At 63.4% G+C, this 24,087-nt stretch carries 21 protein-coding genes and 6 pseudogenes; 18 read left to right on the forward strand and 9 right to left on the reverse strand.

From position 1 onward, the window contains the following. Positions 1–411: 411 nt before the first annotated feature. Positions 412–699: a hypothetical protein gene (locus IPK65_06650; GenBank protein ID MBK8162821.1), complete on the reverse strand. Its 288-nt coding sequence runs from the start codon at positions 697–699 to the stop codon at positions 412–414. A 397-nt stretch (positions 700–1,096) separates the two neighbouring features. Between IPK65_06650 and IPK65_06655 the strand changes: the two genes are divergently transcribed. After that, complete coding sequence (locus IPK65_06655) at positions 1,097–1,744, forward strand: efflux RND transporter permease subunit (GenBank protein ID MBK8162822.1); 648 nt, start codon at positions 1,097–1,099, stop codon at positions 1,742–1,744. 434 nt (positions 1,745–2,178) lie between these two features. On the opposite strand, the gene IPK65_06660 is transcribed toward IPK65_06655, so the two are convergent. The 8 genes and pseudogenes from IPK65_06660 to IPK65_06695 form a co-directional block, all read right to left on the reverse strand. After that, complete coding sequence (locus IPK65_06660) at positions 2,179–2,505, reverse strand: hypothetical protein (protein ID MBK8162823.1); 327 nt, start codon at positions 2,503–2,505, stop codon at positions 2,179–2,181. Continuing rightward, the gene (locus IPK65_06665) at positions 2,469–2,801 is read right to left on the reverse strand and encodes a DUF3299 domain-containing protein (GenBank protein ID MBK8162824.1); all 333 of its coding nucleotides are present in this window, start codon (positions 2,799–2,801) and stop codon (positions 2,469–2,471) included. The genes IPK65_06660 and IPK65_06665 overlap by 37 nt, the downstream gene beginning before the upstream one ends. Before the next feature lie 198 nt (positions 2,802–2,999). Then, positions 3,000–4,257 (reverse strand): annotated as a pseudogene (locus tag IPK65_06670) (ABC transporter permease). Further along, a complete protein-coding gene (locus IPK65_06675; GenBank protein MBK8162825.1) occupies positions 4,244–4,444 on the reverse strand; it encodes a hypothetical protein in 201 nt (66 codons plus the stop codon). Before IPK65_06675 ends, IPK65_06670 begins: the two are co-directional and overlap by 14 nt. Continuing rightward, complete coding sequence (locus IPK65_06680; protein ID MBK8162826.1) at positions 4,441–4,911, reverse strand: hypothetical protein; 471 nt, start codon at positions 4,909–4,911, stop codon at positions 4,441–4,443. The genes IPK65_06675 and IPK65_06680 overlap by 4 nt, the downstream gene beginning before the upstream one ends. Then, on the reverse strand, positions 4,839–5,636 hold the full coding sequence (locus IPK65_06685; GenBank protein MBK8162827.1) for a DUF2796 domain-containing protein: 798 nt from the start codon (positions 5,634–5,636) through the stop codon (positions 4,839–4,841). The genes IPK65_06680 and IPK65_06685 overlap by 73 nt, the downstream gene beginning before the upstream one ends. Before the next feature lie 74 nt (positions 5,637–5,710). After that, complete coding sequence (locus IPK65_06690) at positions 5,711–6,007, reverse strand: hypothetical protein (protein ID MBK8162828.1); 297 nt, start codon at positions 6,005–6,007, stop codon at positions 5,711–5,713. Positions 6,008–6,021: 14 nt separating this feature from the next. Beyond that, a pseudogene (locus tag IPK65_06695) lies at positions 6,022–6,393 on the reverse strand (transcriptional repressor). Positions 6,394–6,608: 215 nt separating this feature from the next. Between IPK65_06695 and IPK65_06700 the strand changes: the two are divergent. From IPK65_06700 to kdpB, 17 genes and pseudogenes are all read left to right on the forward strand, one after another. Then, positions 6,609–8,207 (forward strand): annotated as a pseudogene (locus IPK65_06700) (potassium transporter). Between the two features lie 28 nt (positions 8,208–8,235). Next, the gene (locus IPK65_06705) at positions 8,236–8,769 is read left to right on the forward strand and encodes a sigma-70 family RNA polymerase sigma factor (GenBank protein MBK8162829.1); all 534 of its coding nucleotides are present in this window, start codon (positions 8,236–8,238) and stop codon (positions 8,767–8,769) included. A 90-nt stretch (positions 8,770–8,859) separates the two neighbouring features. Then, a complete protein-coding gene (locus tag IPK65_06710; GenBank protein ID MBK8162830.1) occupies positions 8,860–9,840 on the forward strand; it encodes a FecR domain-containing protein in 981 nt (326 codons plus the stop codon). Between the two features lie 196 nt (positions 9,841–10,036). Further along, the gene (locus IPK65_06715) at positions 10,037–12,643 is read left to right on the forward strand and encodes a TonB-dependent receptor (GenBank protein MBK8162831.1); all 2,607 of its coding nucleotides are present in this window, start codon (positions 10,037–10,039) and stop codon (positions 12,641–12,643) included. Positions 12,644–12,717: 74 nt separating this feature from the next. Continuing rightward, positions 12,718–14,406, forward strand: coding sequence for a TonB-dependent receptor (locus IPK65_06720; protein MBK8162832.1), 1,689 nt, complete (start codon positions 12,718–12,720; stop codon positions 14,404–14,406). Further along, on the forward strand, positions 14,324–15,049 hold the full coding sequence (locus IPK65_06725) for a TonB-dependent receptor (GenBank protein MBK8162833.1): 726 nt from the start codon (positions 14,324–14,326) through the stop codon (positions 15,047–15,049). Before IPK65_06720 ends, IPK65_06725 begins: the two co-directional genes overlap by 83 nt. A gap of 36 nt (positions 15,050–15,085) precedes the next feature. After that, a complete protein-coding gene (locus IPK65_06730; protein ID MBK8162834.1) occupies positions 15,086–15,859 on the forward strand; it encodes a DUF4198 domain-containing protein in 774 nt (257 codons plus the stop codon). A gap of 41 nt (positions 15,860–15,900) precedes the next feature. Continuing rightward, positions 15,901–16,193, forward strand: a pseudogene (locus IPK65_06735) (hypothetical protein). A 38-nt stretch (positions 16,194–16,231) separates the two neighbouring features. Then, positions 16,232–16,933, forward strand: coding sequence for a DUF4198 domain-containing protein (locus IPK65_06740; protein ID MBK8162835.1), 702 nt, complete (start codon positions 16,232–16,234; stop codon positions 16,931–16,933). A 182-nt stretch (positions 16,934–17,115) separates the two neighbouring features. Beyond that, positions 17,116–17,769 carry a TonB-dependent receptor plug domain-containing protein gene (locus IPK65_06745; protein MBK8162836.1) on the forward strand — a complete coding sequence of 218 codons (654 nt, stop codon included), beginning with the start codon at positions 17,116–17,118 and terminating at the stop codon, positions 17,767–17,769. Further along, a complete protein-coding gene (locus tag IPK65_06750; GenBank protein ID MBK8162837.1) occupies positions 17,715–19,211 on the forward strand; it encodes a TonB-dependent receptor in 1,497 nt (498 codons plus the stop codon). Before IPK65_06745 ends, IPK65_06750 begins: the two co-directional genes overlap by 55 nt. An 84-nt stretch (positions 19,212–19,295) precedes the next feature. Then, entirely contained in the window at positions 19,296–19,988 is a 693-nt protein-coding gene (locus IPK65_06755; GenBank protein MBK8162838.1) for a DUF4198 domain-containing protein, read from the forward strand. A gap of 73 nt (positions 19,989–20,061) precedes the next feature. Continuing rightward, complete coding sequence (locus IPK65_06760) at positions 20,062–20,448, forward strand: DUF3016 domain-containing protein (GenBank protein MBK8162839.1); 387 nt, start codon at positions 20,062–20,064, stop codon at positions 20,446–20,448. Then, positions 20,346–20,579 carry a DUF3016 domain-containing protein gene (locus tag IPK65_06765; protein ID MBK8162840.1) on the forward strand — a complete coding sequence of 78 codons (234 nt, stop codon included), beginning with the start codon at positions 20,346–20,348 and terminating at the stop codon, positions 20,577–20,579. Before IPK65_06760 ends, IPK65_06765 begins: the two co-directional genes overlap by 103 nt. Positions 20,580–20,847: 268 nt before the next feature. Next, positions 20,848–20,937 (forward strand): K(+)-transporting ATPase subunit F, encoded by a 90-nt coding sequence (gene kdpF, locus IPK65_06770; protein ID MBK8162841.1) that lies wholly within the window; start codon positions 20,848–20,850, stop codon positions 20,935–20,937. A gap of 170 nt (positions 20,938–21,107) precedes the next feature. After that, positions 21,108–22,717, forward strand: a pseudogene (gene kdpA, locus IPK65_06775) (potassium-transporting ATPase subunit KdpA). A 10-nt stretch (positions 22,718–22,727) separates the two neighbouring features. Continuing rightward, positions 22,728–24,087 (forward strand): annotated as a pseudogene (gene kdpB, locus IPK65_06780) (potassium-transporting ATPase subunit KdpB).

A 24,087-nucleotide genomic window follows, 5' to 3' on the forward strand; every position in this document is an offset into this window, starting at 1 on the left:
CCGCCACCTGATCATGCCGACCGGCACCGCCTTCGACATCACCGACGCCTGCGTGGTGAAGATGACCGAGGCCGCGCAGCAGCTACCCGGGACAAATACCGCGACGAGGCCGCCGGCGGAAGCGTCATCCTCAACATCTTCGCCTCCACCGGCTCGGCCGGCAAGCTCGCACAGGGGGCACCGTCCGCTTCCGGATCGTGTCTCCCGAGCGGCGGACGCTGGACATCACCAGCGCGCAGCTCGTCGAGGAATGGCGGCGCATGATCCGGGGCAGTGCCGGGGGCGGAGTCGCTCACCTACCGCGCCGAGATCGGGCGCGCGGGGGAACCCATCCCCGTGCAGCTGAGCGAGACAGAACCTCAGGACGCTGGCGGAGGTCGCGGAGCTATCGTGCATTGCGCGGCTGGAGACCTATCCGACGGTGTTCGACATCGTCGACAACCTGTCGGACGGCAAGCAGGAATGATACCAGATCGAGCTGAACGCGCAGGGCGAGGCGCTGGGCCTGACGCGCTCTCCGATCTGATCCGCCAGGTGCGCAACGCCTTCTTCGGCATCGAGGTCCAGCGCATCCAGCGCGTACGCGACGAACGTGCGCGTGATCGTTTGCTTCCCGCACGCGGAGCGCACCACGCGCTGGCCGGCCTGCAGCAGATGCGCATCACCGCGCCCGACGACCCGCCTGATCCCGCTCGACAACGTCGCCGTCCTCCAGGCCGGGCAAGAGCGCAGCGGCCATCTACCGCATCAACCGGGCGCGCACCATCAGCACGTCACCGCCGACATCGACAGGGAAGCGACCAACATGAAGCGGTGCTGCAGAACGACCTGACCGCCTTCCTGGACGGGCTGATGCGGCCAGTATCCCGGGGTGTCCCTATTCGCTCGAGGGCGAGGCGCGCGAACAGGCGGGAACCTTCGGCTCGATGGAACTGGGTCTGCTGTTCGTCCTGTTCATCATCCACGCGCTGCCGGCGTTACCGTTCCGCTCCTACGCGCAGCCGTTCATCGTCATATGCGGTCATCCCCTTCGGCATCATCAGCGCCGTCATCGGACACTGGTTCATGCGCGTGGATCTGACCATCGCCAGGCCTGATGGGGCTGATGGCCCTGGTCGGCGTAGTGGCGTTGGTGCCCGACAGCCTGGTGATGGTGGATTACATCAACAAACGACGCCTGCGCGAGACGCGTGACAGCGGCCGTATCCTGCTCAAGTCGGTGCTCGCCGCCGGCACCGCCCGCTCCCGTTCGATCATGCTGACCTCGCTGACCACCTTCTTCGGCCTGATCCCGCTGGTGTTCGAGAAATCCACCCAGGCCCAGTTCCTGATCCCGATGGCGGTGTCGCTGGCCTTCGGGGTGATGTTCGCCACGATCGTCACCCTGTTCATGATCCCGGGAATCAACTACGCTGATCCTGGAGGATGCGCGCCGGCTGCTGGAAAGGTGGTAGCCGCGCGGCCACGCGCTGGCGACCGAAGGCAGATCGCGCCGGGCCGGAGTGAACGCGGGAACGGCGGGATCGGCCACCGGCGGAGGAGATGCGCCAGCAGCCCTGATATCGCAATCATCCGCATCATAAAGCTCATACAAGCACGAGCCGGTTCAGCGCGGCCTGTCCCACCGTATCGTGACCCGCTCGGCGAAGAACACGCAGCCCGTTACCCGCGCTCTGGGTGCGATCGAGGAGCCGCCGCCTCGCGTACCCGCGCCAGGTCCGGTTGCGGCGGCTGCAGGGTGTAACGGCAGTCCGCCGGCGCATTGATCAGCCGGATGGCGCCGGCGTCACCTCCGCATCACAGCATTTCGATGTAGCCGGTCGGGTCATGCACGGAGTACGCGACCGGGACCTCCGCGCCGACACCGCTGTCGCGAACGGGAGGTGAGAAGCTCAACTCCAGGCGGCGGCCCTTGAAATCGATCGCGGTCTCCGTGGGAACTCACCGACTCCACCTCATCCGCTCCGGCCTCGGCCCGGGTCATGTAATGAAACCTGGCGGTTAACTACATCATCACCGCGAGAATCCTGCCGGACCGCTGGGCGTCAATTGCATCCACACCGCTGAACGTGAGGCCTTGCGTCACGTAGGCGGGAGATAAATCTCGTCGAACAGCCGGGTCATGCCAAAGGCCGCCATGCGAAAAGAACCGAGAATCCAGCGCGCACCTGGTTTATTTCAACATCGATCCACGCATGGGGGTGCGCCATCGGCTATGTGAGGGCGCGGCCCGCCGACGATGGCCGCAGTTGCGGCTGAAAGGATACAGGCCCGCCATGCGGGGAACCCGCGCAGGCTCATGTCAGACCGGCCTTTATCGCTCCGGGATTGAATTGGCACGACGTTTCGGGATCGCGCCGCGGGCCTATCGCTATTCAACTTCTTGTACGGTTCGGACTTGAGCGCATTGAGGGTGTAGCCTGTCTCGCTTAGCCCGCTCGAGGTGAGCTCCACTTTCATCACGCCGGTCACCCACACTGTGTCGAACAGGCGTCGCACCTGCACGTTGCACCCCGCGCCTTGACGTTAACGATCTGGTTCGCCGGCGGCGGAGGCACATGGATGCAGGCGCCGTAATAGGGCACCAGCAGGAATTCGTTCACCACCTGGCCGTCACCCTCCAGCGGGACCACGAAACCGGGCAGTTTCACCGTCTGGTTGTGCAGGGCGCTCAGCACCGGCGCCTCCTTCCACATCGTCTGCAGCTTCTTCATCAGCTCCTGCGCGCGCGGATCGTCGTCGCTCAGATTCTGCACGTCGTATTCCTCGAGCAGCGTGTCCGGACGAAAATCGTCGGGCAACCAGATTATCCCAGCTGAGGACCTCGACCTCCAGACCGTGGATTTCTCCGCCGCCACGGTTAGGCTGCGGCCGGTTTCGGCAGATCCACGACCTGGTGCGCGACCCCACCTACTGCCCCGCGCCCCATCAGGCAGGCGGTCAGCAGCGGCAGCACCATGATGAAGGCGCTCAGTGCAAGATACTTCATGGAATGTTCCTCATAATCGAACCGTCAGCCCGTCGGCGAGCGAACGGTGGTAGGCGAGCCAGGCCGGCAGCAGACCGCTCAGCAGACCGACGCCGAAGACCGTCCCCAGCAGTCGGCGAGCTCGCGCGGCGTCGGCGGCGCAAGTCCGAGGTACAGGCCCTGCGACTCCAGCACCGGTCGCAGGATCAGGATCAGGGCGTAGAGCAGGACCACCCCTAGGCGATCCCCGCCAGCGTCAGCGCCGCCGTCTCCCGAGGATCAGGGTCAGGATCTGGCGCGGGTGCGCCGGCGACCGAACGCAGCACCGCCATCTCCGCCGCCGCGCCTCCAGCCCCGCCAGCAGCACGGTCAACGCCATGCCGGCCATGCCGACGACCACCACGAACCTAAAACACCGCGAGCAGCACGCGCTCGCCCCACGCCGACCAGGTCCCACAGCTCCTGCAGGGTCGCCCCGGGCAGAATCGCGAGCAGCGGTTCACCGCGGTAGTCATTGATGTACGCTGCACACGGAAGGTCGCGATGCCGGACTTCCAGGCCGACCAGCAGCGCGGTGACGGTCTTTGGCGTCAGATTCATGTGCATCGCCTGTTCCGGGTTCACGTGCAGGCCGAATCGGTACGCCGCCTCCAAGCGATGTGGATCGCGGTGATGCCCTGCAGGCTGACCCAGGTTCGAAGCGGTCGATCGGCGTGCCGGTGCGCCTGAGGATGCCCGCTCACGCGGAAGGGCATGTTGGCGTGCTCCATCAGGGTCACCTCGCCGGCGCCGTGGGCGAGCACGATCACCTGCCCGAGCCGATACTCCCAGGCGCGCGACAGCGCCGCCGAGCACGGCCCTCAAAGGGCGTCTGGAAGATGCCTCCTCCGCGAAGGACGGCGTGCGGATTCGCCGGCGAAGCGGTAGTGCTCGAAGAACGCCGGCTCCGTCCCCACCACGCGGTAGCCGCGATGGGAGTCGCCGAGCGAGATCGGCACCACCCAGCGGGTCTGGGGCTGGGCGGCAATATCCTGGTAGCTCTGCCAGTCGATGTTGTTGGTCGCGCTGCCGATGTGGAAGATCGAATACAGCAGCAGCTGCGCCGCCACTGGCGCGCGCCCACGATCAGGTCGACCCCGGAGATGGTGTTGGCGAAACCGCTGCGCGCCTCGGTGCGCAGGCGTTCCACCTGAGCAGCAGGGTCACGCTGAAGGCGATCGCACACAGGTGAACACCGCCGCCAGGCGGCGGTTCCACAGGCTCTTCACCGCGAGATCAAGCATCGACATGGGCGATCCTCCCGGCCTGGTTGATGTCCCGCAGATTGAGGCCGCGGTCGAACAGCGACTCCAGTGAGGCGTCGTGGCTCACGAACACCAGCGTCGCGCCGCGGGCGGCGCACTCCTCCATCAGCAGGCTGATGGAACAGCGCGCGTGTGTCACGTCGAGCGCCGAGGTCGGCTCGTCGGCGATCACCAGCTCCGGGCCGCCGATCGCGCGCGCGCCGCCGCCCCCTGCTGCTGGCCCACGCTGAGCTCCGTCGCCGCGCGGTCGAGCAGCTCTCCCCCAGGTCGAGCTGGGAGATCAGGCGGCCCGCCTCGGCGCGCAGGCCTCCGCGCCCCAGCACATGCGCGCGCCGCGCCCGCGAGAAGCGCAGGGGGCAGCAGTACGTTGTCGAGCACGCTCGGGTACGGCACCAGGTTGAAGAGCTGGAAGATGTAGCCGACATGGTCCGCGCGGAAGCGGTCGCGCGCCGAGCCGGTCAGCACGCCGAGGTCCTGGCCCAGCACCGACACCGTCCCGCGCTGCGCCAGCGTACCCCGCCCAGCAGGTTCAGCAGCGTGCTCTTCCCGCTCCCGCTCCGGACCCTTCAGGAACAGCCGCTCGCCCCGCGCCACCTGGAGCCGCCTCGGTGGCCAGCCGGCGCGCCGCCGCGGTTCCATCCCGAACTCCGCCCGCGGACGTCGATGAGAACCTCATTCATGAATAAGGTATCCCGGAAACGGAGCGGGGAGAGTCCCCGCTCCTCCCCCCTCACTGTGACAGCTTCAGCTTCGTGGCCGACGGCGTCAGCTGCGCACCGGTCTGGCCGCCCGGCAACTGGCCTGCACCTCCAGCCGGCTGGTCCCCGGAAAACGCCCGAAGAATCCCTCTTTGGGTCGATCTCCTTCAGCGCGTCCACGCGGGCACAGCTGATTTCCCAGAACACCGCGATGTCCGCATGCTCCTCTCCGCCGGCCTCGCCTTCATGCTCGTGCCCGTGATCGTGATCGGCCTCGTCCTCATGGTGATGCCCCTTGTCGGCCTCATGCCCGTGGCCGTGATCCGCTTCGCCTTCATGCCCGAGCAGCCCGCTCTTCACCATGACACGCTTTTGCGAGCATTGTGCGGCCGGCGTGAAGGACATGAGCTTGCCCCCCTGTTTCAGGTCGGCGACCGCCTTATCCAGCGTCGACCGCTCCTTCGCATTTCCGGGCTCGTGGTCGAAGCCGACCAGATTGACCGCCGGACTGTCGAGATCCAGCTGCACGGTTCCGCCCTCGACCGCGATATCCAGGCGTGCGGCGCCGTGTTCGTGGGCGCCGTGCTCATGTCCTGCCTCGTGCGCCTGTGCGACGGCGATGCCGCCCAGCAGAACGCACGCTACTGTGATTATGTCTCGTATCACGATTGTATCCTCCGGATTGTGTGCCGGCGGCGCGACACCATGTCTGCCACCGGATGAAACTCCTTGTGTGAATCTCAGGCCGGGCGGCCGACGGGGGGGCTGCGGGCGGAGGGTCCGCGCACGGAAAACGGAAAGCGCATGGAAAAAACGGCATGGGGCAGGATGTATACCGAAAGCATGACCGCCGGGAGGATAGTCATCACCAGGCCGTACTGCATATGGTCCGCCGCCTGACACAGCGGACAGGTCTCCTCCGGTGGGGTCAGGGCGTGCTCGGCCTGATGATGGAGCAGGCAACGCCTGCCATAGCAGCAGAGCGGCGCCGAGAAGAGTGACGGCATACGCAGCGGCCGCTGCTTCATGAGATCCATGGCGTCATCCCGCTTCACCGCGCAGCCCGGCAGTAACCGTAGAACGTCAGCTCGTGGTTTTCCACCTTGAAGCCCCGTGGAACCATGCTTTTCAGTTCCTTTATACAGCCGTCGAGATCGAAGCACGGTCGCAGCGATTGCATTTGAAATGGTGGTGGTGGGTGCTTTGACCGTTTCGTAGCGGACGGTGTCGCCAGGATGACCACGGCCTGCAGTTCACCGGCGTCGAGCAACCGTTTTACGGTCCGGTACACAGTCGCAATCCCCAGGCTCGACATGTGACTACGCCCCAGGTCCAGGATCTCCCGGACGGTGAGCGGATGGCCGGCCTCCTGTATCAGCCGGGCGACGATCTGCTGCTTCTGCCTCGTATTGCGTTCCTGCATCGGTGCTCCCCGATTTGGCAGCCACCATACTATATTGATCTTTCATTATCAATAACGGTGAAGCAGAACATCGATGGCCGACCGCGAACGCCGGACGGGCCGACGTCCGTTTGACACCGTCTGCCCGATCACTTCTAATCTCTCCACCCGGAACAACGCCGCCAACAGGGAACGAGCCGCCCGCCCGCACGGGCTGAGCTGACATTTCATCCGCCATGCGTTTTCCCATCGTCACCCGCATCGTCGGGATCTTTCTCCTGCTGTTCAGCCTCACCCTCATCCCCACGCTGCTCGTCGCGCTCTACACCCGCGACGGCGAGGCGCTGCACTTCGTGCAGAGCATCCTGCTGATTGCCGTGCCGGGACTGATGTTGTGGTACCCCACCCGCCGCCACAAGGGGTGAGCTGCACAATCGCGAGGCGTTCCTTGTCGTCGCGCTGTTCTGGATCCTGCTCGGCATGCTGGGCAGCCCGCCGCTGGCTCTGGGGCGCATCTCAGTATCACCGATGCGGTATTCGAGGCGGTGTCGGGCTTCACCACCACGGGCGCGACCGTCATCGTCGGCATCGACGCCCCGCCGCCTTCTATCCTGATATACCGGCAGCAACTGGCGCTGGCTCGGCGGCATCGGCGTGGTCGTACTCGCGGTCGCCATCCTGCCCATGCTCGGCGTCGGCGGCATGCAGCTCTACCGCCTCGAGACCGCGGGTCCGATGAAAGACAAAGCTCACCCCGCGCATTGCGCACGGCACGCGCGGTATGGGTGATCTATTTGACGCTGACGGTAACATGCGCCGGCCTACTGGCTCGCCGGCATGTCGGCCTTCGACGCCATCGGGCACCAGCACCCTGGCGACCGCCGGCTTCTCCACCCACGATGCAAGCCTGGGTTTCTTCAACAGTCCGGCCGTTGAATCGGTCGCCATCGTCTTCATGCTCCTGGGCGGCATCAGCTTCAACGTGCATTTCCTGTTCTTTCACGGGCGCGGCGCGTCCTCCTACTGGCGCGACCCGCAGACCCGGACGTTCCTCGTAATCGTCGCCGCCCTCATCGCTGTCACTTCAGTGCTGCTGTATCTCGGGGAAAGTTATGGCAGTCCGCTCGAGGCCCTGCGGTACGGCGCGTTTCACGTGGCCTCCGTCATCACGACCACCGGTTACCACGACCGACTTTTCCTGTGGCCACTCGCCACCCCGCTGCTGCTGATATTCGCCGCCCATATCGGCGGCTGCACGGGTTCGACCTCGGGCGGCATCAAGGTGATCCGCATCATGCTGCTCGGCAAGGTCGGAATCCGCGAGATGATGCGCCTGATCCACCCGAACATGGTCCGGCCGATCAAGATCAGCGGGCGCACCGTACCCAAGCCGGTGCTGGACGCCGTGTGGAGCTTCTTCTCGGTCTACGTCGCCATCTTCATCGGGCTGATGATCCTGGTGATGGCCACCGGGGTCGACCAGGTCACCGCCTTCCGGTGCCATCAGCGCCACCCACCAACCTCGGCCCTGGCCTGGGCGACGTCCCGTCACCTTCCATGACATCAACCCCGTCGCGAAGTGGCTCTGCACCTTCGCGATGCTGCTCGGCCGCCTCGAGATCTTCACCCTGCTGGTCCTGTTCTCGCCGGTGTACTGGCTGGGCAGTTCCTCCACTCTCCCGCCGCGCCCGCGGACCCTCGCAGACCGATCACTCGCGGCCCGGAATGCCCGTGCTGGCGTGGCATCACTGCTCGATGAGTCGTCTCCCAGGCATGCACGACTGACATATATAAGGGACAAATCATTGACGACTCCCCGGGGTCATGGTAATTAATATGATCATTTGTAATTAAGTATTATTAATTAAACAAACACCCCTCTCGTCATGGCCAAAGTGCAGCAACGAATTTGTCAGCGCCCTCTTTGAACAGTACGGCCCGCGACTTGTCCCGCTTCTGGGTCGCCGACTGGAATCTCAGGAAATTGGAGGATGTTACGCAGAAACCTACCTGCAACTGCTGGAGACATCCCAATCCCGGCGAGATCGGAACCCGCATGCCTATCTGTTCAAGACCGCGTCCAATCTCGCCGTGGACCATCTGCGGCGCCGCCGTGTCCATACAGACCGTATCAGCCCCGGCGTGGAGGCCGAGGCGCTCGCCTCCACTGGACCCGAGCCCGATGCTGCGGTGGACGCCTCCAGGCAGATCGCGAATTTCCGCGAGATCCTCGCCGGTCTCCGCCCCTGCCGCACCGTGTTCCTGCTCAACCGCATCGATGGCCTGTCCCACGCGGAGATCTCCCAACGCGTCGGCATCTCGAAGAAGTCCGTAGAACGCTACATCGTCAAGGCGCTGGAAAGGTTCCATCGCCGCCTCAACCGCCAGCCGGAATAGCGGCAAGGCAGATTTGTGACGTCATTCGCCGGGCCGGTGCGTCTTAACGATTCATGACCCGCAGCAGAATCCGATGTGCATGAGCGCCCGATGAGCGACCGCCAGACACCCGATGAACGCAGGGCCGGCGCCGAGGCGCTGTACTGGGTTGCCCGTGTCCACTCCGGCGAATGCACGGACGAGGATCGCCGCGCACTGGATGAATGGCTCGGCCAGGCCGAGGCGAACCGTCGCGCCTATGACGAGGTGCGCGCAACCTGGGACGGCATGGAACCCTTCAAATCGGCAGTTATCCCGGAAATGCGCGCGGCGCGCGCCTATCCGCGGCGGCGCCGGATCCGCCTGCTGCCCGCAGCAGCGGCGGCGGCACTCGTCCTGGCCACACTTGCTTCGGTATTCTGGCTGCATGTCCCGCCGGAAGCACCGCAGTCGTTCGCGCGCTCGTCAGTGGAGCAACGCGACATCCGCCTTCCGGACGGTTCGACGGTAAACCTCAACGTCGACTCCGGATTGACGGTGATGTTCACCGAAGACAGCCGCACCGTACGGCTGGAACGGGGCGAGGCCCTGTTTACCATCGCCGAGGGCGACGCCAGAGCGTTCGAGGTACTGGCGGGCAACGGCCGGATCCGCGACATCGGCACGCGCTTCGATGTGCGCATTGATGAGGGCACCACCTCCGTCGCCGTGCTGGACGGGATCGTGGACGTCACCGTAGACAAGCATGGACATGCGCACCGGCTCATGGCCGGTGAAGCATTCGACTACGACGCGGCGGGGAGGATCTCTCCGGTCCGTGCGGTCGATGCCGACGCAAGAACGGCATGGACGGAAGGATTGCTGGTATTGAACGGCGTGACGCTGGAAGAGCTGGCGCGCGAGATGGCGCGCTACAACCGCATCGACATCCGTGTCAGCGACCCCGCGATCAACGCATACAGGATCAGCGGCACGTTCAGCATCCACGGCATCGATGACATGCTCGGCGCCATCGAGGCGATGCTGCCGGTCTCCGTGGTACGGGAACAGTCGGGGATCCTGCTGCTCGCGCGCCCGGAGAACCGCAGATAGAGACCCCACCCAACCATGACGGGTCCGCCAGGATGGTCGATCCTTTCGCTGATACCAGCCTGAGCCCTCTTCCCCACGCCATCCCGCGCCGTGCCCCAGGCGCTACCGGGGCTTCCCGCCGAGGGCGTCGGCGCGTGACCGCCAGCCCCGCGACACCTCCCATGGGCCACCGGGATCACACCTCTAAGAAAAAAATATGACGATTCCATCCGGCCTGCTGCGTCATATCTCCGTGCGCCTGTTCTCGGGACCGAAAACCTTCCATGCACGCGGGATAAGAATGATGATGGCCGGCTGCCTGACCCTGGCTTCCCTTGCCCTGCCCTGGGATGCCGCCTTCCCCGAGACGCGGGTGTTCGAACTCGACATCCCGCCGCAGTCCCTGTCCGGCGCACTGAAGTCGCTGTATCTGCAGGCGGAACTCCAGACACTGTACGTGGACGGGCTGGTCAGGGATCTGCGCAGCCCGGGGATCAACGGCCGGTTCACGGCGGAGGAGGCGCTGGAGCGCCTGCTGCAGGGGTCCGATCTCGCGTTTGAATTCACCGGAGCCAACACCGCCGTGATCAGGGCCGCCGGCGTGAATACCGGCAATATCCGTTTCCCTTCGATCACGATCGCCGAGTCCGCCCCGGATCTCGATCCCGACCTGCCGTCGAATCTCGTCTCCGTAACGCGCGCCGAACTGGCGCGCCGCAATGTCGCCACCGCCGAGGACGCCGTGAAATACGCACCGAACCTGCGCGTGCGCAAGCGATTCATCGGCGACCGCAACACCCCGATCGAGGTGCGCGGCACGAGCAACATCCAGAGCGCCCGCGGCCTGGTGCTGGCGGACGGGATGCTCCTCAGCAATTTCCTTTCCTCGCAGCATGAAACCGCGCCCCGCTGGTCCATGATCCAGCCGGAGGAGATCGAGCGCGTGGACGTGATGTACGGGCCCTATTCCGCGCTCTATTCCGGCAATGCGATGGGCGCCGCCATCGTCTACTCCACGCGCATGCCGGACGGTCCCCAGGCGGATGCGCACCTGCTGCTCCATCGTCAGCAATTCGAGTATTTCGGCACCGACGACACCTACGACGGACACGTCGTCAACGGCCTGCTGGGCGACCGCCGCGACCGCTTCTCCTACCAGCTCGGCGTCAGCCGACTGGACGGCACCAGCCAGCCCACGCAGTTCGTCACGCTCGCGCCCTCGACCAGCGCCGCAAGCGGCGGGGAAACCGTGGTCCGCGGCTCCTATCCGGTGCAGAACCGCAACGGCGACGACGTGATCCTCGTCGGCGTCGGCGGCGCGGGCATCGAGCACACCGGGCAGGACGAATTCAAGCTGAAGCTCGGTTACGACCTCGCGCCCGATACCGAGGGCAGGTTCACGCTCGTTTCCTGGCGCATGGACCGCCTCTCCGGCCGGGCCGGCGACACCACCTACCTCAGAGGCGCCGACGGCACCCCCGTCTACAGTGGACCGATCGACCTCGACGGCCTCCGCTACGACCTCGCCGACACCACGTTCGCCCCGCGCGCGGGCGAGGAGGAACACTGGATGTACGCCGCGTCGCTGAAAACCCGGCGCGAGCAGGGCTGGAACTACGAGGCCTCCGCGTCCCTTTACGACATGAAGGAAAACGTCACCGGAACTCCAACGACGGCGCCACCGGCGGCCTTCGCGGGCGGCGCCGGCACGCTGAACAAATGGGGCGGCAGCGGCTGGAGGACGTTTGATGCCAAGGCGGAGACTCGCCTCGAACGCCATCGGCTGACGCTGGGCTACCACTACGACCTCTATGAAATGAATCAGGACAACTACGCCACCGACGACTGGCGTGGCGACGATGCCGCCGGCCTGATCGATTCTTACACCGGCAGGACCGAGACCCAGGCCATGTTCGCCCAGGATGCATGGGAATTCACCGGGCGCTGGAAATCGGTCCTGGGCCTGCGGGTCGAGAAGTGGCGCGCCTTCAATGGGACGCGCGCGAATGCGTCGACCGCCGTCGATTATCCCGACCACAGCGAATCCGCGCTGTCGCCGAAGGCGGCGGTCGAGTTCGCGCCCGCGGACGGATGGCTGTTCCGCCTGGCGGTCGCCAAGGCCAACCGCTTCCCCACGGTGACCGAGCTGTTCCAGGGCGCGATCTCGGGCAACGAGATCATCAACAGCGATCCCGGCCTCAAGCCGGAACGTGGACTGTTCACGGATTTCACCGCACGGAAGGCGGCGGCCAACGGCGCCGTGCGTTTTTCGCTCTACCGGGAAGACACCCGCGATGTCCTGTTCCGGCAGAACAACACCATCGTGGTCCCGACCGTCACCAGTTACCAGAACATCGACCGGGTGAGGGTTCACGGCGTCGAGATTGCCTACGAAGGTCGCGACGCGTTCGTTACCGGCCTGGACCTGGCTGCGGACGTGTCATTCAACGATTCCAAAATCGTGGAGAACCGCAGGAATCCCGCCACTGAAGGCAACGAGTTCTACCGCATACCGCGCGCGCGCGCGGGCCTGGCGGCCAGCTACCGCCAGACCGGCCGCCTGACATACAGCCTGGCCGGCCGCTATTCAGGCCGGCAATACACCACGCTGGAAAACATCGAGGTGAAATCCAACGCCCTGGACAGCGTGAGCAAGTACACCGTCTTCGACGCCAAGGTCAGCTACAGGATCGGCAAAACATCGTCCGTTGGACTCGGCATCGACAACATCGCGGACAAACGCTACTTCGTCGGACACCCCTATTCCGGACGCACCTGCTTCGTCGAGCTCGCATGGCGCACAGGCGGGTCTGTTCTGCATTGAAACAGAAACAACACGACATCCGACCCGATATCACAACCCATAACAGTCACTACCGACACGAGGAGATCCACGTCATGTCACCAGAATTTCGATTGAAGCCCCTGCACGCCGCGCTGCTCATCGCCCTGGCGGCGCCGGCCTACGCCGCCGAGGAAGGCGAGCCGGAAGCGGGCGCAGAGCAGCCCGTCACCAACCTGCCGATGTTCACGGTGACTACCTCGGCGCCCGACATCGATCCGAACATCCCGGCGAACACCGCCACCATCTCGGAGGAGGTGCTCGACCGGCTCAACATGCCCACGGCCGAGGATTCCCTGCGCTACCTGCCCAACCTGAACGTGCGCCAGCGCTACATAGGCGACCGCAACGCGGCACTGGAGGTACGCGGCATGAGCAATATCCAGAGCGCGCGCGGACTGGTCATGGCGGACGGCGTCCTGCTGAGCAACTTCCTCGGCAGCGATCACCAGAACTCGCCGCGCTGGTCGCTGGTGCTGCCGGAGGAGATCGAGCGCGTCGACGTGATTTACGGTCCCTACTCGGCGCTCTATTCAGGCAATGCAATGGGCGCGGCGGTAATCTATACGACCCAGATGCCGGACGATTTCGAGGCCAGCGCCAAGCTGACCGCGCACCGCCAGGATTTCGATGTCAACGGCACCGACGACACCTACGACGGGCACGTTCTGAACGCTCTGGTCGGCGACCGGATGGGTCGATTCTCCTACCTGCTCGGCGTCAGCACGCTGGAATTCACCGGACAGCCGACGGGCTGGGCATTCCTCACCCCGGGCACCACGGCGCTGCAGGGCAACGAGACCGAGATCGCGAGCGGAGCCTACCTGATCAAGGATCGCCGCAATGACGACCGCTACCACATCGGCGTCGTCGGCAGCGGCATCGAGACGACCGAGCAGGATGAGTTCAAGCTGAAGCTCGGCTACGACATCACCCCCGAACTGGAAGGCCGCTTCACCCTGGCCTCCTGGACCAACGATTCACTCACCGGTGAACCGGAATACACCACCTACCTGCGCGACACCAATGGCGATCTCGTCTACAGCGGCCCGGTCAACATTGACGGCTTCCGCTACAACATCGGAAACGGCGTGTTCGCCCCGCGTTCCGGTGCGGAAGAGAACTGGATGTACGCCGCGACCCTGAAGAGCAAACACAGCGAAGGCTGGAACTACCAGGCCGCGGCCTCGATCTACGACCAGACCGAGAACGACCAGCGCACCAGCAGCGTCCCGTCGAATATCGCCTACTCCACGGGCGGCGGCGGCACCCTGAGCCGCCGCGAGGGCAGCGGCTGGTGGAACCTGGATTTCAAGGCCGACAACAAGTACGGCGAGAATGCCGAGCACTGGCTGACTGTGGGCGCGCACCACAGCAACTACGACCTGGAGCAGAAGAACTACACCATTGACGACTGGCGCGAAGGCGAGCCTGTGTCACAGACCGCCGCCAACCAGGGCACCACCGAGATCTCGGCGATGTTCGCACAGGATGCCTGGCAGTTCGCCGAGCAGTGGAAGACCGTGCTCGGCCTCCGCCTTGAAAACTGGAAGGCCAGCAACGGCTCGCGCTCCAACACGACGGATACCATTGCCTATGATGATCGCAGCGAGAGCGCGGTCTCTCCCAAAGGCGGCGCTGGAATACACCCCCAACCAGGACTTGCGCTACCGCCTGTCGCTGGCGAAATCCACCCGCTTCCCCACCGTCGACGAGCTGTACCAGGGCAGCATCTCTGCCAATGAGATCATCGCCAGCGATCCGGATCTCAAACCTGAGGAGGCGCTCTCCATCGATTACACCATCGAGACCGCACTCGACAACGCCATCATGCGCGTGTCGTTCTGGGCGGAGGACGCCCATGACACGATCTTCAGGTACCTGAACCAGAACACCGACGATGCCAACTTCAACCAAACGCTGTATCTGAACGTCGACCACGTGCGCATCCGCGGCATCGAGTGGGTGTACGACACCTGGACCCTGTTCGGCGTCCAGGGCCTCGACCTGCACACGAACGTCGCGTTCAACGAGTCCGAGGTACTGAAGGACAGCGGGGATTCGAATAATGTGGGCAATGAGTTCTACCGCATCCCCCGGATCCGCTCCGCCTTCGCCCTGACCTACCACCAGAGCGACAAACTCGACTACACCCTCGGCGGCCGCTACTCGGGACGCTCGCGCGCCTCGCTCGACAACTCCGATACAAACCGGCACGCGATCGACGCCGTCAGCAACTTCACCGTCTTCGACGCCAGGATCAACTACGACGTCAATCAGCATGTCGAGGTCGGCGCGGGCATCAACAACCTGCTGGACGAGCGCTACTACGTCTCCCACCCCTACCAGGGCCGGACCCTCTTCGCCGATGTGAAAGTCAGTTACTGATGACGACGCAACTCCAACAATAAAAGGAATCCATTCATGAAGACCAATCGTTTCAAGATTCTGCTGCAAACCGGCGCCGCCGCCGGCCTGCTCCTGGGCGCGTCAACGAGCCACGCCCATTTCCCCTGGGTCATGGCCACCGACTACACCCCGGCGCCGGACAAGGCGGCGACGGTGTATCTCGGCTGGGGACACAGCTTCCCGCTCTCGGGTTTCATGGCCGAGGACCGCGTCGGAACCATTGAGCTGATCAATCCCGACGGCAGCCGCAGCGGCCTCGAGAAGAAGGACGCCGGTTACGCGACGCCCGAGCTGAAGACCGCCGGGGCCTATATGCTCCTGGCCGCGCAGAAAGGCGGCTTCTACACGCGCACCAAGAGCGGCAACAAGCGCCAGTCCAAGGAAGGCCTCAGCGACATCATCAAGTGCTCGTATTCGTCCAACACCATGAAGGCGGTGTTCAATGTCGGCGCTGGCGCCGGCGACGTCAGCAAGCGCTTCGAGCACCCTCTGGAGATTATCCGCTCGACAATCCGGCCGATCTCCAGGGTGAACGACCACCTCAAGGTCCAGGTCCTGCTGCACGGCAAACCCTACGACGGCATGATCTACGCGACCTACGCCGGTTTCTCCAACGAGGAGAACACCTTCGCCTATGCGGTTGGTACCGACGATGACGGCACGGCCTCGATCAGGATCCTGTCCACCGGCACCTGGCTGATCAAGGCGAATGCAGAGCAGCCCTACCCCGACACCAAGGTCTGCGACGTGGAGTCCTACACCTCCACGCTCACCTTCGGTATCCAGTAATGGATCCGCGCAGCCACGGGAAACTGATCCTGGGGCTGATCATGAGCCTGGGCGGCGCCACCGCCGCCTGGGCCCATGAACCCTACATGGACTGTTTCGACAACAAGGACAACACCGTCACCTGCGAGGCCGGCTACGAGGACGGCTCGCCCGCCGGAGAGACGAGGACAAGATCTTCGTCAAGGACGACCAGGGCAAGACGCTGATGACCGGCAAATTCAGCGACGGCCTCTACACCTTCGAGCGGCCGGCGGGACATTTCGTCGCCGTCTTCGTCGGCGGCGACATCGGGCATGTCCGCCGCATCCCGGACACGGCGCTCATGCAACGCTGAGCGGATCCACGACAATATTCTGCACGGAGATTTCGAATATGAAAGGCACGATCCTGGCGTCTCTGGCCGCGGCCGGCCTGGCCTGCACCCCTGCACTGGCGCATGATGTATGGCTGGTCCCGATGGCCGGTGGCAAGGCGCATGAACTGGTGTTCGGACACCCCGGTGAGCTCGAGCCCTACGATCCGGCGCATGTCGAGGAGACCTACGTCATCGACACCGCCGGCAAGCCCAAAATCACCAGCACCCGCGTGCAGGACAGCAAGGTCGAGATCCAGACGGGGGCGGACACCGCGCTGGTCGCCCTCTATTACGACCACGGCTTCTGGACCGTCGGCCCGGACCGCAAATCCGCCGCGGCGCCGAAGTGGAAGGTCCCGAGTTACCGTACCTCGGCCCACATCCGGCTGTTCAACAAGAACCTGCTGGCCTGGACCCCGGCGCTCGCCGCCCCGGTCGGCCTCGACCTCGAGATCGTCCCGCTCTCCAATCCGCTCAAACTAAACCCCGGTGACAAGTACCCGATCCAGGTGTTCTACAAATCCAGGCCCCTGGCGCATGCCGATGTCGAGGTGATGGGTGATATGGAGCTGTATACCACCGATGCCTCCGGCAAGGTCGAGGTTCCGATCCAGCAGGCCGACTTCCAGTACGTCTTCGTCTCCCATGTCGAACCCATGAAGAGCAATCCCAATGTGGACGAGGTCGAGACCTCGACCAACCTGATGTTCCGACCCTGACCCCTGCCGGCGCGTAAATGCGCGCCCTGAACTACCAACCGCGCCCGGACTGCCGTTGCGACTGCCTGATCATACTAATTATGAAGTAGTAAATTATGAAGTAATCGTTTATATTACTACTGATCTTATTCATTACAAGCATACACTTAACATGGACTTTAGATTATAGGAGAAAGCGAATAATGAAAAAGAAGACACTTTACCTGATCCCCTCCATCGTCGGTTCTCTATTTATTAGCGCCAATCCGGGCTGGGTAAACGCCGCCGAACCGGTCAGCCTGGAATCCATCACGGTCAAGGGCGAAGGCATGCGTGACGCGGATCGGTCCTTCAGCGTCAATGTGATCTCCCAGGACTCGATCCAGGCGCAGCGCTGGGAAAATCCCCTCACCATCGTCGAGGAGGCGGCCGGATTCAACGCCGTCGCGTACCAGCACGGCGGCGTGGCGGATGTCTTCACCATCCGCGGCTTCACCGGCGGCGGCCACGGCAGCGATGCCGGCCTGTCACTTGACGGCATCAGCCTGAACGAAGGCGAGTCCCATGCCGACGGCTACGGCGACACCAGCATCATCATCCCGCTCGAACTCGAGGGCGTCAGCGTCTACAAGGGTCCGGTCTCGCCGCTGTATGGGAACTTCGCCCGCGGCGGCAAGCCGCCTTCACCACCCGCAAGGGCGGCGAGTATCAGAACTACGACCTGTCCACGGGCTCCTACGGCACTTTCGACGCACAGGCGGCGTTCGGCACCCAGGCCGGACCGCTGCAGGTCAACGGCGCCATGCAGGGCTACTCAAGCGACGGCTGGCGCGACCATTCTAAATACTCCAAGATGAACGCGGCCTTTCGCGGCGCTTACGATGTGAACGATCAGACACAGGTCGCCTTCTCGCTGCGCGGTCATGGTGGCAGATGGCAAGGCCCCAACTATATTCTGAACGACCAGTTCGAGGACGATGACACCCGGCGCCAGGAAAATCCATTCACCAAGCTGCAGGACGATACCGGCGAGAAACAACTCAATGCACAACGACTGGATTTCAGTCATTTGATCAACGACGATCTCAAGCTGCTCGCCTATGCTTATCGCAACGACAGCTTCTTTGTGCGATTCCAGACCCGTCTGAACGCCGCCAATGCGGCGGTGGCCGATCCCAACGATCCCAGCCTCAATCTCACCTCCGTCGTGCCGCAGACCGAATATAACTATACTCGCGACGCCAGAGCCGTCGGCGCAAGCCTGAATGGGGCCGACTCCATATTCGGGTCTCCCAGCAACTGGGTGCTCGGCTTGGAATATTACAATGAAAACATGAAGTACTATGAATGGCGTACCGTAACCCATGTCCGCCAGACGGCGCTGCAACGCGACGACTATGAGACCGATACCACCTCTCTCTATGGGCAGATGGATCTGGATCTGAATCCGCTTTTCCGCCCGACCCTTGGTTTCCGTTACGACAGTTTCGGCGGCAGCCGGAACAATCAGCTGACCAGCACGAGCACGGACATGAACGATTACGATCACCTCAGCCCGAAACTCGGCCTGCGCTCGGCCCTGAACGACAAATGGGAACTGCGCGCCAGCGCCGCGAACGGCTTCGCCCTGCCCAGCGGCAATGCCAAGTACGACCCCAACATCGACGTCGACACTGTCGAGTTCTGGCAGTATGAAGTCGGTATCAACGGGGCACCGACGCCGCAGTGGTACGTCGACCTGGCGGCCTTCATCCTCAACACCACCGACGATATCGTGACCGACCCGAACAACACGACCAACTTCATCAACGCGGGTGAAACCCAGCGCGACGGCATCGAGGGCGAGATCCGCTTCTATCCGGAGTCGTACGATCATGTAGAGGCCTTCACCGCCTTCGCGTTCTATGGCAGCGAGATCGAGAAGAACCCCAATGCCGCCCTGGTCGGCAAGGAACTGACGAGCCTGCCCAAGCACGTGGCGAACATCGGCGTGCGGTACTCTCCGCCGACAGGATGGGGCGGCAGCATCCGCCTGCGGTCAATCGGTGAATGGTACACGAACGCCTCGAACACGATCACCTACGATGGTTATGACGTGGTCAACGCGACGGTTACCTACACCATGCGTCACAACGACGAGGGTTCCGCGCGCTGGTACCTCGACATCAACAATCTGACCGACGAGGTGTATTCGGAAAACGTGACCGGCGGTCCGCATCCGACGCAGGGGAACGTGCCGACCAGCTACTCACCGCGTCCGCCGACCAATGTAATGGTCGGCATCGCGCTGACCATGTAGGCAAAGCTCCGCCCGGCACGTAGTATGCCGGGCGGACATTTCCCCACACCGACATTCTGCTGCAACACCTGAGGAGATGATGAAATGAGAATAGCCGCCCTGATTATCCCGCTGACGCTAAGCTCAGCGGCTGCATTCGCCCACGACGCCTGGATCGTAGCCAGCGGTTCTGATGACTATCACCTGGTATATGGCCATCCCGGCGAACTGGAGAGTTACGACCCCGCGAAGGTCGAAGGACTGAGTGCCTACGACAAGAACGGAAACGCGCGCGATGTGTCATCCAGCGTGCGCGACGGCAAGGTGGAGATCAGCACCGGCCCGGACATCGCGCTGATCGCCGTCGAATTCGACAACGGCTTCTGGACCGAGAATATGGACAAGAAATACGCCAACAAACCCAAGTGGGAAATCGGCGATTCCCGGTCCTCGTCGCACTCGAAGAAATTCAACAAGAACCTCCTGGCCTGGAGCTCCGCGTTCAGCAAGCCGCTCGGCACCGAGCTGGAGATCGTTCCCCTCGCCAATCCGCTCCAGCTCAAGCCCGGCGACAAACTGCCCGTGCAGGTCCTGTATCGCTCGCAGCCGCTGGCGGACGCCGACATAGAGATCATGGGCAACAAGGAGGTCTATCCCACCGATGCCAAGGGCCGCGCCTCCGTGCCGATCCAGCAGACCGATTACCAGTACATCGCTGTCAGCCACAAGGTCGACACCAAGAGCAATCCGAACGCTGATCAGATGTCGCTCTCGGCGAACCTTGTCTTTACACCGTAAAGAAACCGGCATGCGGGGACAGGGTTAAACTCTGTCCCCTTTTTTAATTACAATCTCGTGGTGGTGAACGGCAATTTCCCTCAGAAGCAAGGGTGGAGTCAGCCTTGAATTCACCCTGTCTGGTGCCCGTACTGGCTTTTTTCCTGCTTGCACTCCAGTTTTCTGCGGAGATCGTCGATGCGACCGGCGAACACGTGGAGGTCATCCTGATCGAACCGGAAAACTTCACCGACGCCGGTCACCGTACCTCGTCGACCGCCGCGCATCCTGCCTGCGGCAGAGCGCCGCGAAGCATCTGTCCGCGGGCCAGAAGCTGATCATCAACATCACCGACATCGACATGGCCGGCGGTTACGAATCCTGGCACAGGCCACAATTTTCCGGCGTCAGGATCCTACGCGACGTCTATCCGCACGCATCTACCTTGCGTACACGCCGATCGGCGCCGACGGCAATGTGATCGCCAGCGGCGAGCGCCGCCGGCGCGATCTCTCGTACCTGATGACAACGGTCTCCAGGACCGATGCCGACCCGCTGGTATACGAGAAGCTGCTCGCCAGGGAATGGTTGTGGCGGGAATTTAACCGATAGGCAACATAGGCATGCATGTCATGCCTGCCGCGACGTCTGGTTGGGACTTATCTCACCAGGCGGGATTTTTACGGGATTTTTACACCCCCTCCTGATTTTTTTTCATCCTTTTTCCATAACCCTCTGTAGTCTTCCTCCCCAGGTTGACGCAACTGGAGGATGTCATGGACTTTGCCTGGATCGCCCTGATAGGCGCACTATTCGCCGGCACGCTCGCGCTCGCCCTGGTCTGCGGGCAACTTTCGGTAAAGAAGTAACAGGAGGCCTCATGGACACGATCTATATCATCGGTGGCGTGGTTGCAGCCCTGCTATTCACCTATCTCATTTACGCCCTGATCAAGGCGGAGGATTTCTGAATGACCACCAATCCTGGTTGCTGTTGGCGTTTTATCTGGTCGTGCTGCTGGCGGCGGTCAAGCCGCTCGGTCTGCCGACTGACCGGATTGATGGAAGCGCGTCGCGCTGGCAACCGCTCGCGCGGCTGGAGAACGGTGTGTTCCGTGTATGCGGCATCGGCAGCGCGGAGATGAGCTGGCGCCGCTACGCACTGGCGGTGCTGGTGTTCAGCCTGATCGGATTCATCGTGGTGTACGCACTGCAGCGCCTGCAGCTGTGGCTGCCGCTCAATCCGCAGCAGATGCCGAACGTGACGCCGGACTCGAGCTTCAACACCGCGATCAGCTTCGTGACCAACACCAACTGGCAGGGCTACGGCGGTGAGGCGACGATGAGCTATCTCACCCAGATGCTCGGCCTCGGCGTGCAGAACTTCGTCTCGGCCGCGGCCGGCATCGCCGTGGTCTTCGCCCTGATCCGCGGTTTCGCGCGCCATTCGGCGCAGACCATCGGCAACTTCTTGGCCGATCTCTACCGCGTCACCACCTATCTGCTGTTGCCGCTGTCGTTCATCCTGGCGCTGGTACTGGTCAGTCAGGGCGTGATTCAGAGCTTCTCTGCCTACCAGGAAGTTACCACGCTCGAGCCGACGACCTATGAGATATCCAATACCGATGATAACGGCCAGACCGTCACCGAAACGGTGGCAACGACCGCGCAGACCCTGCCCATGGGTCCGGCGGCCTCGCAGATCGCCATCAAGCAGCTCGGCACCAACGGCGGCGGTTTTTTCAACGTCAACTCCGCGCATCCGTTCGAGAACCCGAATGTCCTGTCCAATTTCCTGGAGGTCCTGGCGATTCTGCTGATCCCGGCGGCGCTGTGTTTCACCTTCGGCAAGGCGGTCGGCGACACACCGCCAGGGCTGGGGCCGTGCTGGCGGCGATGACGGTCATCTTTACCGTCGCAACCGTGGCCACGATGAGCTTTGAACAGCAGGGCAATCCCCGGCTGGCCGTGCTCGGAGCGCGGACATTGCCGCTTCTGATATGCAATCCGGCGGCAATATGGAAGGCAAGGAGACCCGTAACGGCATCGGCGCCTCGGCTGTGGGCGACCGCGACCACTTCCGCCTCGAACGGATCGGTCAACTCCATGCATGACTCCTACACACCGCTCGGCGGCCTGGTACCGATGCTGATGATGCAGCTGGGTGAAGTGGTGTTCGGCGGCGTCGGCTCCGGGCCTGTACGGCATGCTGGTGTTCGCGCTGATGGCGGTATTCGTCGCCGGCCTCATGATCGGCCGCCGCACCCGGAGTACCTCGGCAAGAAGATCGAGGCGTTCGACATGAAGATGGTGTCGATCGCAATCCTGATGACGCCGGCTCTGGTGTTGATCGGCACCGCGATCTCGGTGATGTCCGACGCCGGCAGGGCGACCATTTACAATCCGGGAGCGCACGGTTTTTCTGAAGTTCTGTACGCCTTCTCGTCCGCCGCCAACAACAACGGCAGCGCCTTCGCGGGCCTGGGCGCCAACACGCCATTCTACAACAGCTGGCTCGGTGTCGCCATGTGGTTCGGGCGTTTCGCCGTGATCGTGCCGGTGCTGGCCATCGCCGGCTCGCTGGCCGCGAAGAAGCGCCTGGCGCACGGACCCGGCACCATGCCCACACACGGGCTGCTGTTCGTGGGCCTTCTGATCGGCACCGTGCTGATGATCGGCGCGCTGACCTACGTCCCGGCCCTGGCACTGGGGCCGGCGGTTGAGCATCTGATCCTGTGGACAGGAAACTGAGGTAATCATCATGACGACGAAGACACTTTCCATGTTCGATCCCGCCCTGGTCAAACCTGCCGTGGTCGAGGCCTTCAAGAAGCTCGATGCGGGAGTCCAGCTCAGGAATCCGGTGATGTTTGTGGTGTATATCGGCGCCATATTCACCACCGGGTTGTGGCTGCAGCCGGTGTTTGGCGGCCAGGGCGAGGCGCCAACCTGGTTCATCGGCGTCACCAGCCTGTGGCTGTGGTTCACCGTGCTGTTCGCCAATTTCTCCGAGGCGATGGCCAGCCGAGGGCAGCAAGGCGCAGGCGGCGGCATTACGCAGCACGCGCAAGACGGTGATGGCGAAAAATTGCGCGAACCACGCCATGGGGCTGCCCATGACCGCGTATCCGGGAGTGATCTGCGCCGCGGAGATGTGGTGCTGGTCGAGGCCGGCGACATGATCCCCAGTGACGGCGAGGTGATCGAAGGCGTGGCCTCGGTCAACGAGAGCGCCATCACCGGCGAGTCCGCGCCCGTCATACGTGAAGCGGGCGGAGATTTCACCGCCGTCACCGGTGGCACCACGGTGCTGTCCGACTGGATCGTGGTGCGCGTCACCGTCAACCCGGGCGAGACCTTTCTCGACCGCATGATCGCGCTCGTCGAAGGAGCCAAACGCAAGAAGACACCGAACGAGATCGCGCTCACCATCCTGCTGGTGGCCCTGACCCTGGTGTTCCTGCTGGCCACGGTCACATTGCTGCCCTACTCGCGTTTTCCCGTCGACACGGCCAAGGCCGGCCAGCCGGTCACGATCACCGCGCTCGTGGCGCTGCTGGTATGCCTGATCCCGACCACCATAGGCGCGCTCTTGTCCGCTATAGGTATTGCCGGCATGAGCCGCATGCTGGGCGCGAACGTGATCGCGACTTCCGGGCGTGCAGTGGAGGCCGCCGGCGATGTGGATGTGCTGCTGCTCGACAAGACCGGCACCATCACGCTGGGCAACCGCCAGGCGGCGGTTTTCCTGCCGGTGCGCGGCGTTTCGGAACAGCAGCTCGCCGATACCGCGCAGCTCGCCTCGCTCGCCGATGAGACGCCGGAGGGGCGCAGTATCGTGATACTCGCCAAGCAGCGCTTTAATCTGCGCGAACGCGACATCCTCGGGCTGGGCGCGACGTTCGTGCCGTTCTCGGCGCAGACGCGCATGAGCGGGGTCAATCTCGAGGCCGTCAGATCCGCAAGGGCTCGATGGACGCCATCCGCAGGCATGTCGAGTCCAACGGCAGCAACTTCCCGGCGAAGCAGTCCAGATTGCAGACGATGTGGCGCGGCACGGCAGCACACCGCTCGTGGTGGCCGAAGGTGGCCGCGTGCTCGGCGTGATCGAACTCAAGGAC

Source organism: Gammaproteobacteria bacterium (assembly GCA_016712635.1).
Taxonomy (GTDB): Bacteria; Pseudomonadota; Gammaproteobacteria; order SZUA-140; family SZUA-140; genus JADJWH01.

Excerpts from the sequence above, each read along its gene's own strand:
- kdpF (MBK8162841.1), top strand. The coding sequence starts at position 20,848 with ATGGACACGATCTATATCATCGGTGGCGTGGTTGCAGCCCTGCTATTC.
- IPK65_06655 (MBK8162822.1), top strand. The coding sequence starts at position 1,097 with ATGGGGCTGATGGCCCTGGTCGGCGTAGTGGCGTTGGTGCCCGACAGC.
- IPK65_06680 (MBK8162826.1), bottom strand. The coding sequence starts at position 4,911 with ATGGAACCGCGGCGGCGCGCCGGCTGGCCACCGAGGCGGCTCCAGGTG.
- IPK65_06710 (MBK8162830.1), top strand. The coding sequence starts at position 8,860 with ATGAGCGACCGCCAGACACCCGATGAACGCAGGGCCGGCGCCGAGGCG.
- IPK65_06715 (MBK8162831.1), top strand. The coding sequence starts at position 10,037 with ATGACGATTCCATCCGGCCTGCTGCGTCATATCTCCGTGCGCCTGTTC.
- IPK65_06745 (MBK8162836.1), top strand. The coding sequence starts at position 17,116 with ATGAAAAAGAAGACACTTTACCTGATCCCCTCCATCGTCGGTTCTCTA.
- IPK65_06755 (MBK8162838.1), top strand. The coding sequence starts at position 19,296 with ATGAGAATAGCCGCCCTGATTATCCCGCTGACGCTAAGCTCAGCGGCT.
- IPK65_06740 (MBK8162835.1), top strand. The coding sequence starts at position 16,232 with ATGAAAGGCACGATCCTGGCGTCTCTGGCCGCGGCCGGCCTGGCCTGC.
- IPK65_06690 (MBK8162828.1), bottom strand. The coding sequence starts at position 6,007 with ATGGATCTCATGAAGCAGCGGCCGCTGCGTATGCCGTCACTCTTCTCG.
- IPK65_06730 (MBK8162834.1), top strand. The coding sequence starts at position 15,086 with ATGAAGACCAATCGTTTCAAGATTCTGCTGCAAACCGGCGCCGCCGCC.
- IPK65_06720 (MBK8162832.1), top strand. The coding sequence starts at position 12,718 with ATGTCACCAGAATTTCGATTGAAGCCCCTGCACGCCGCGCTGCTCATC.
- IPK65_06750 (MBK8162837.1), top strand. The coding sequence starts at position 17,715 with ATGCAGGGCTACTCAAGCGACGGCTGGCGCGACCATTCTAAATACTCC.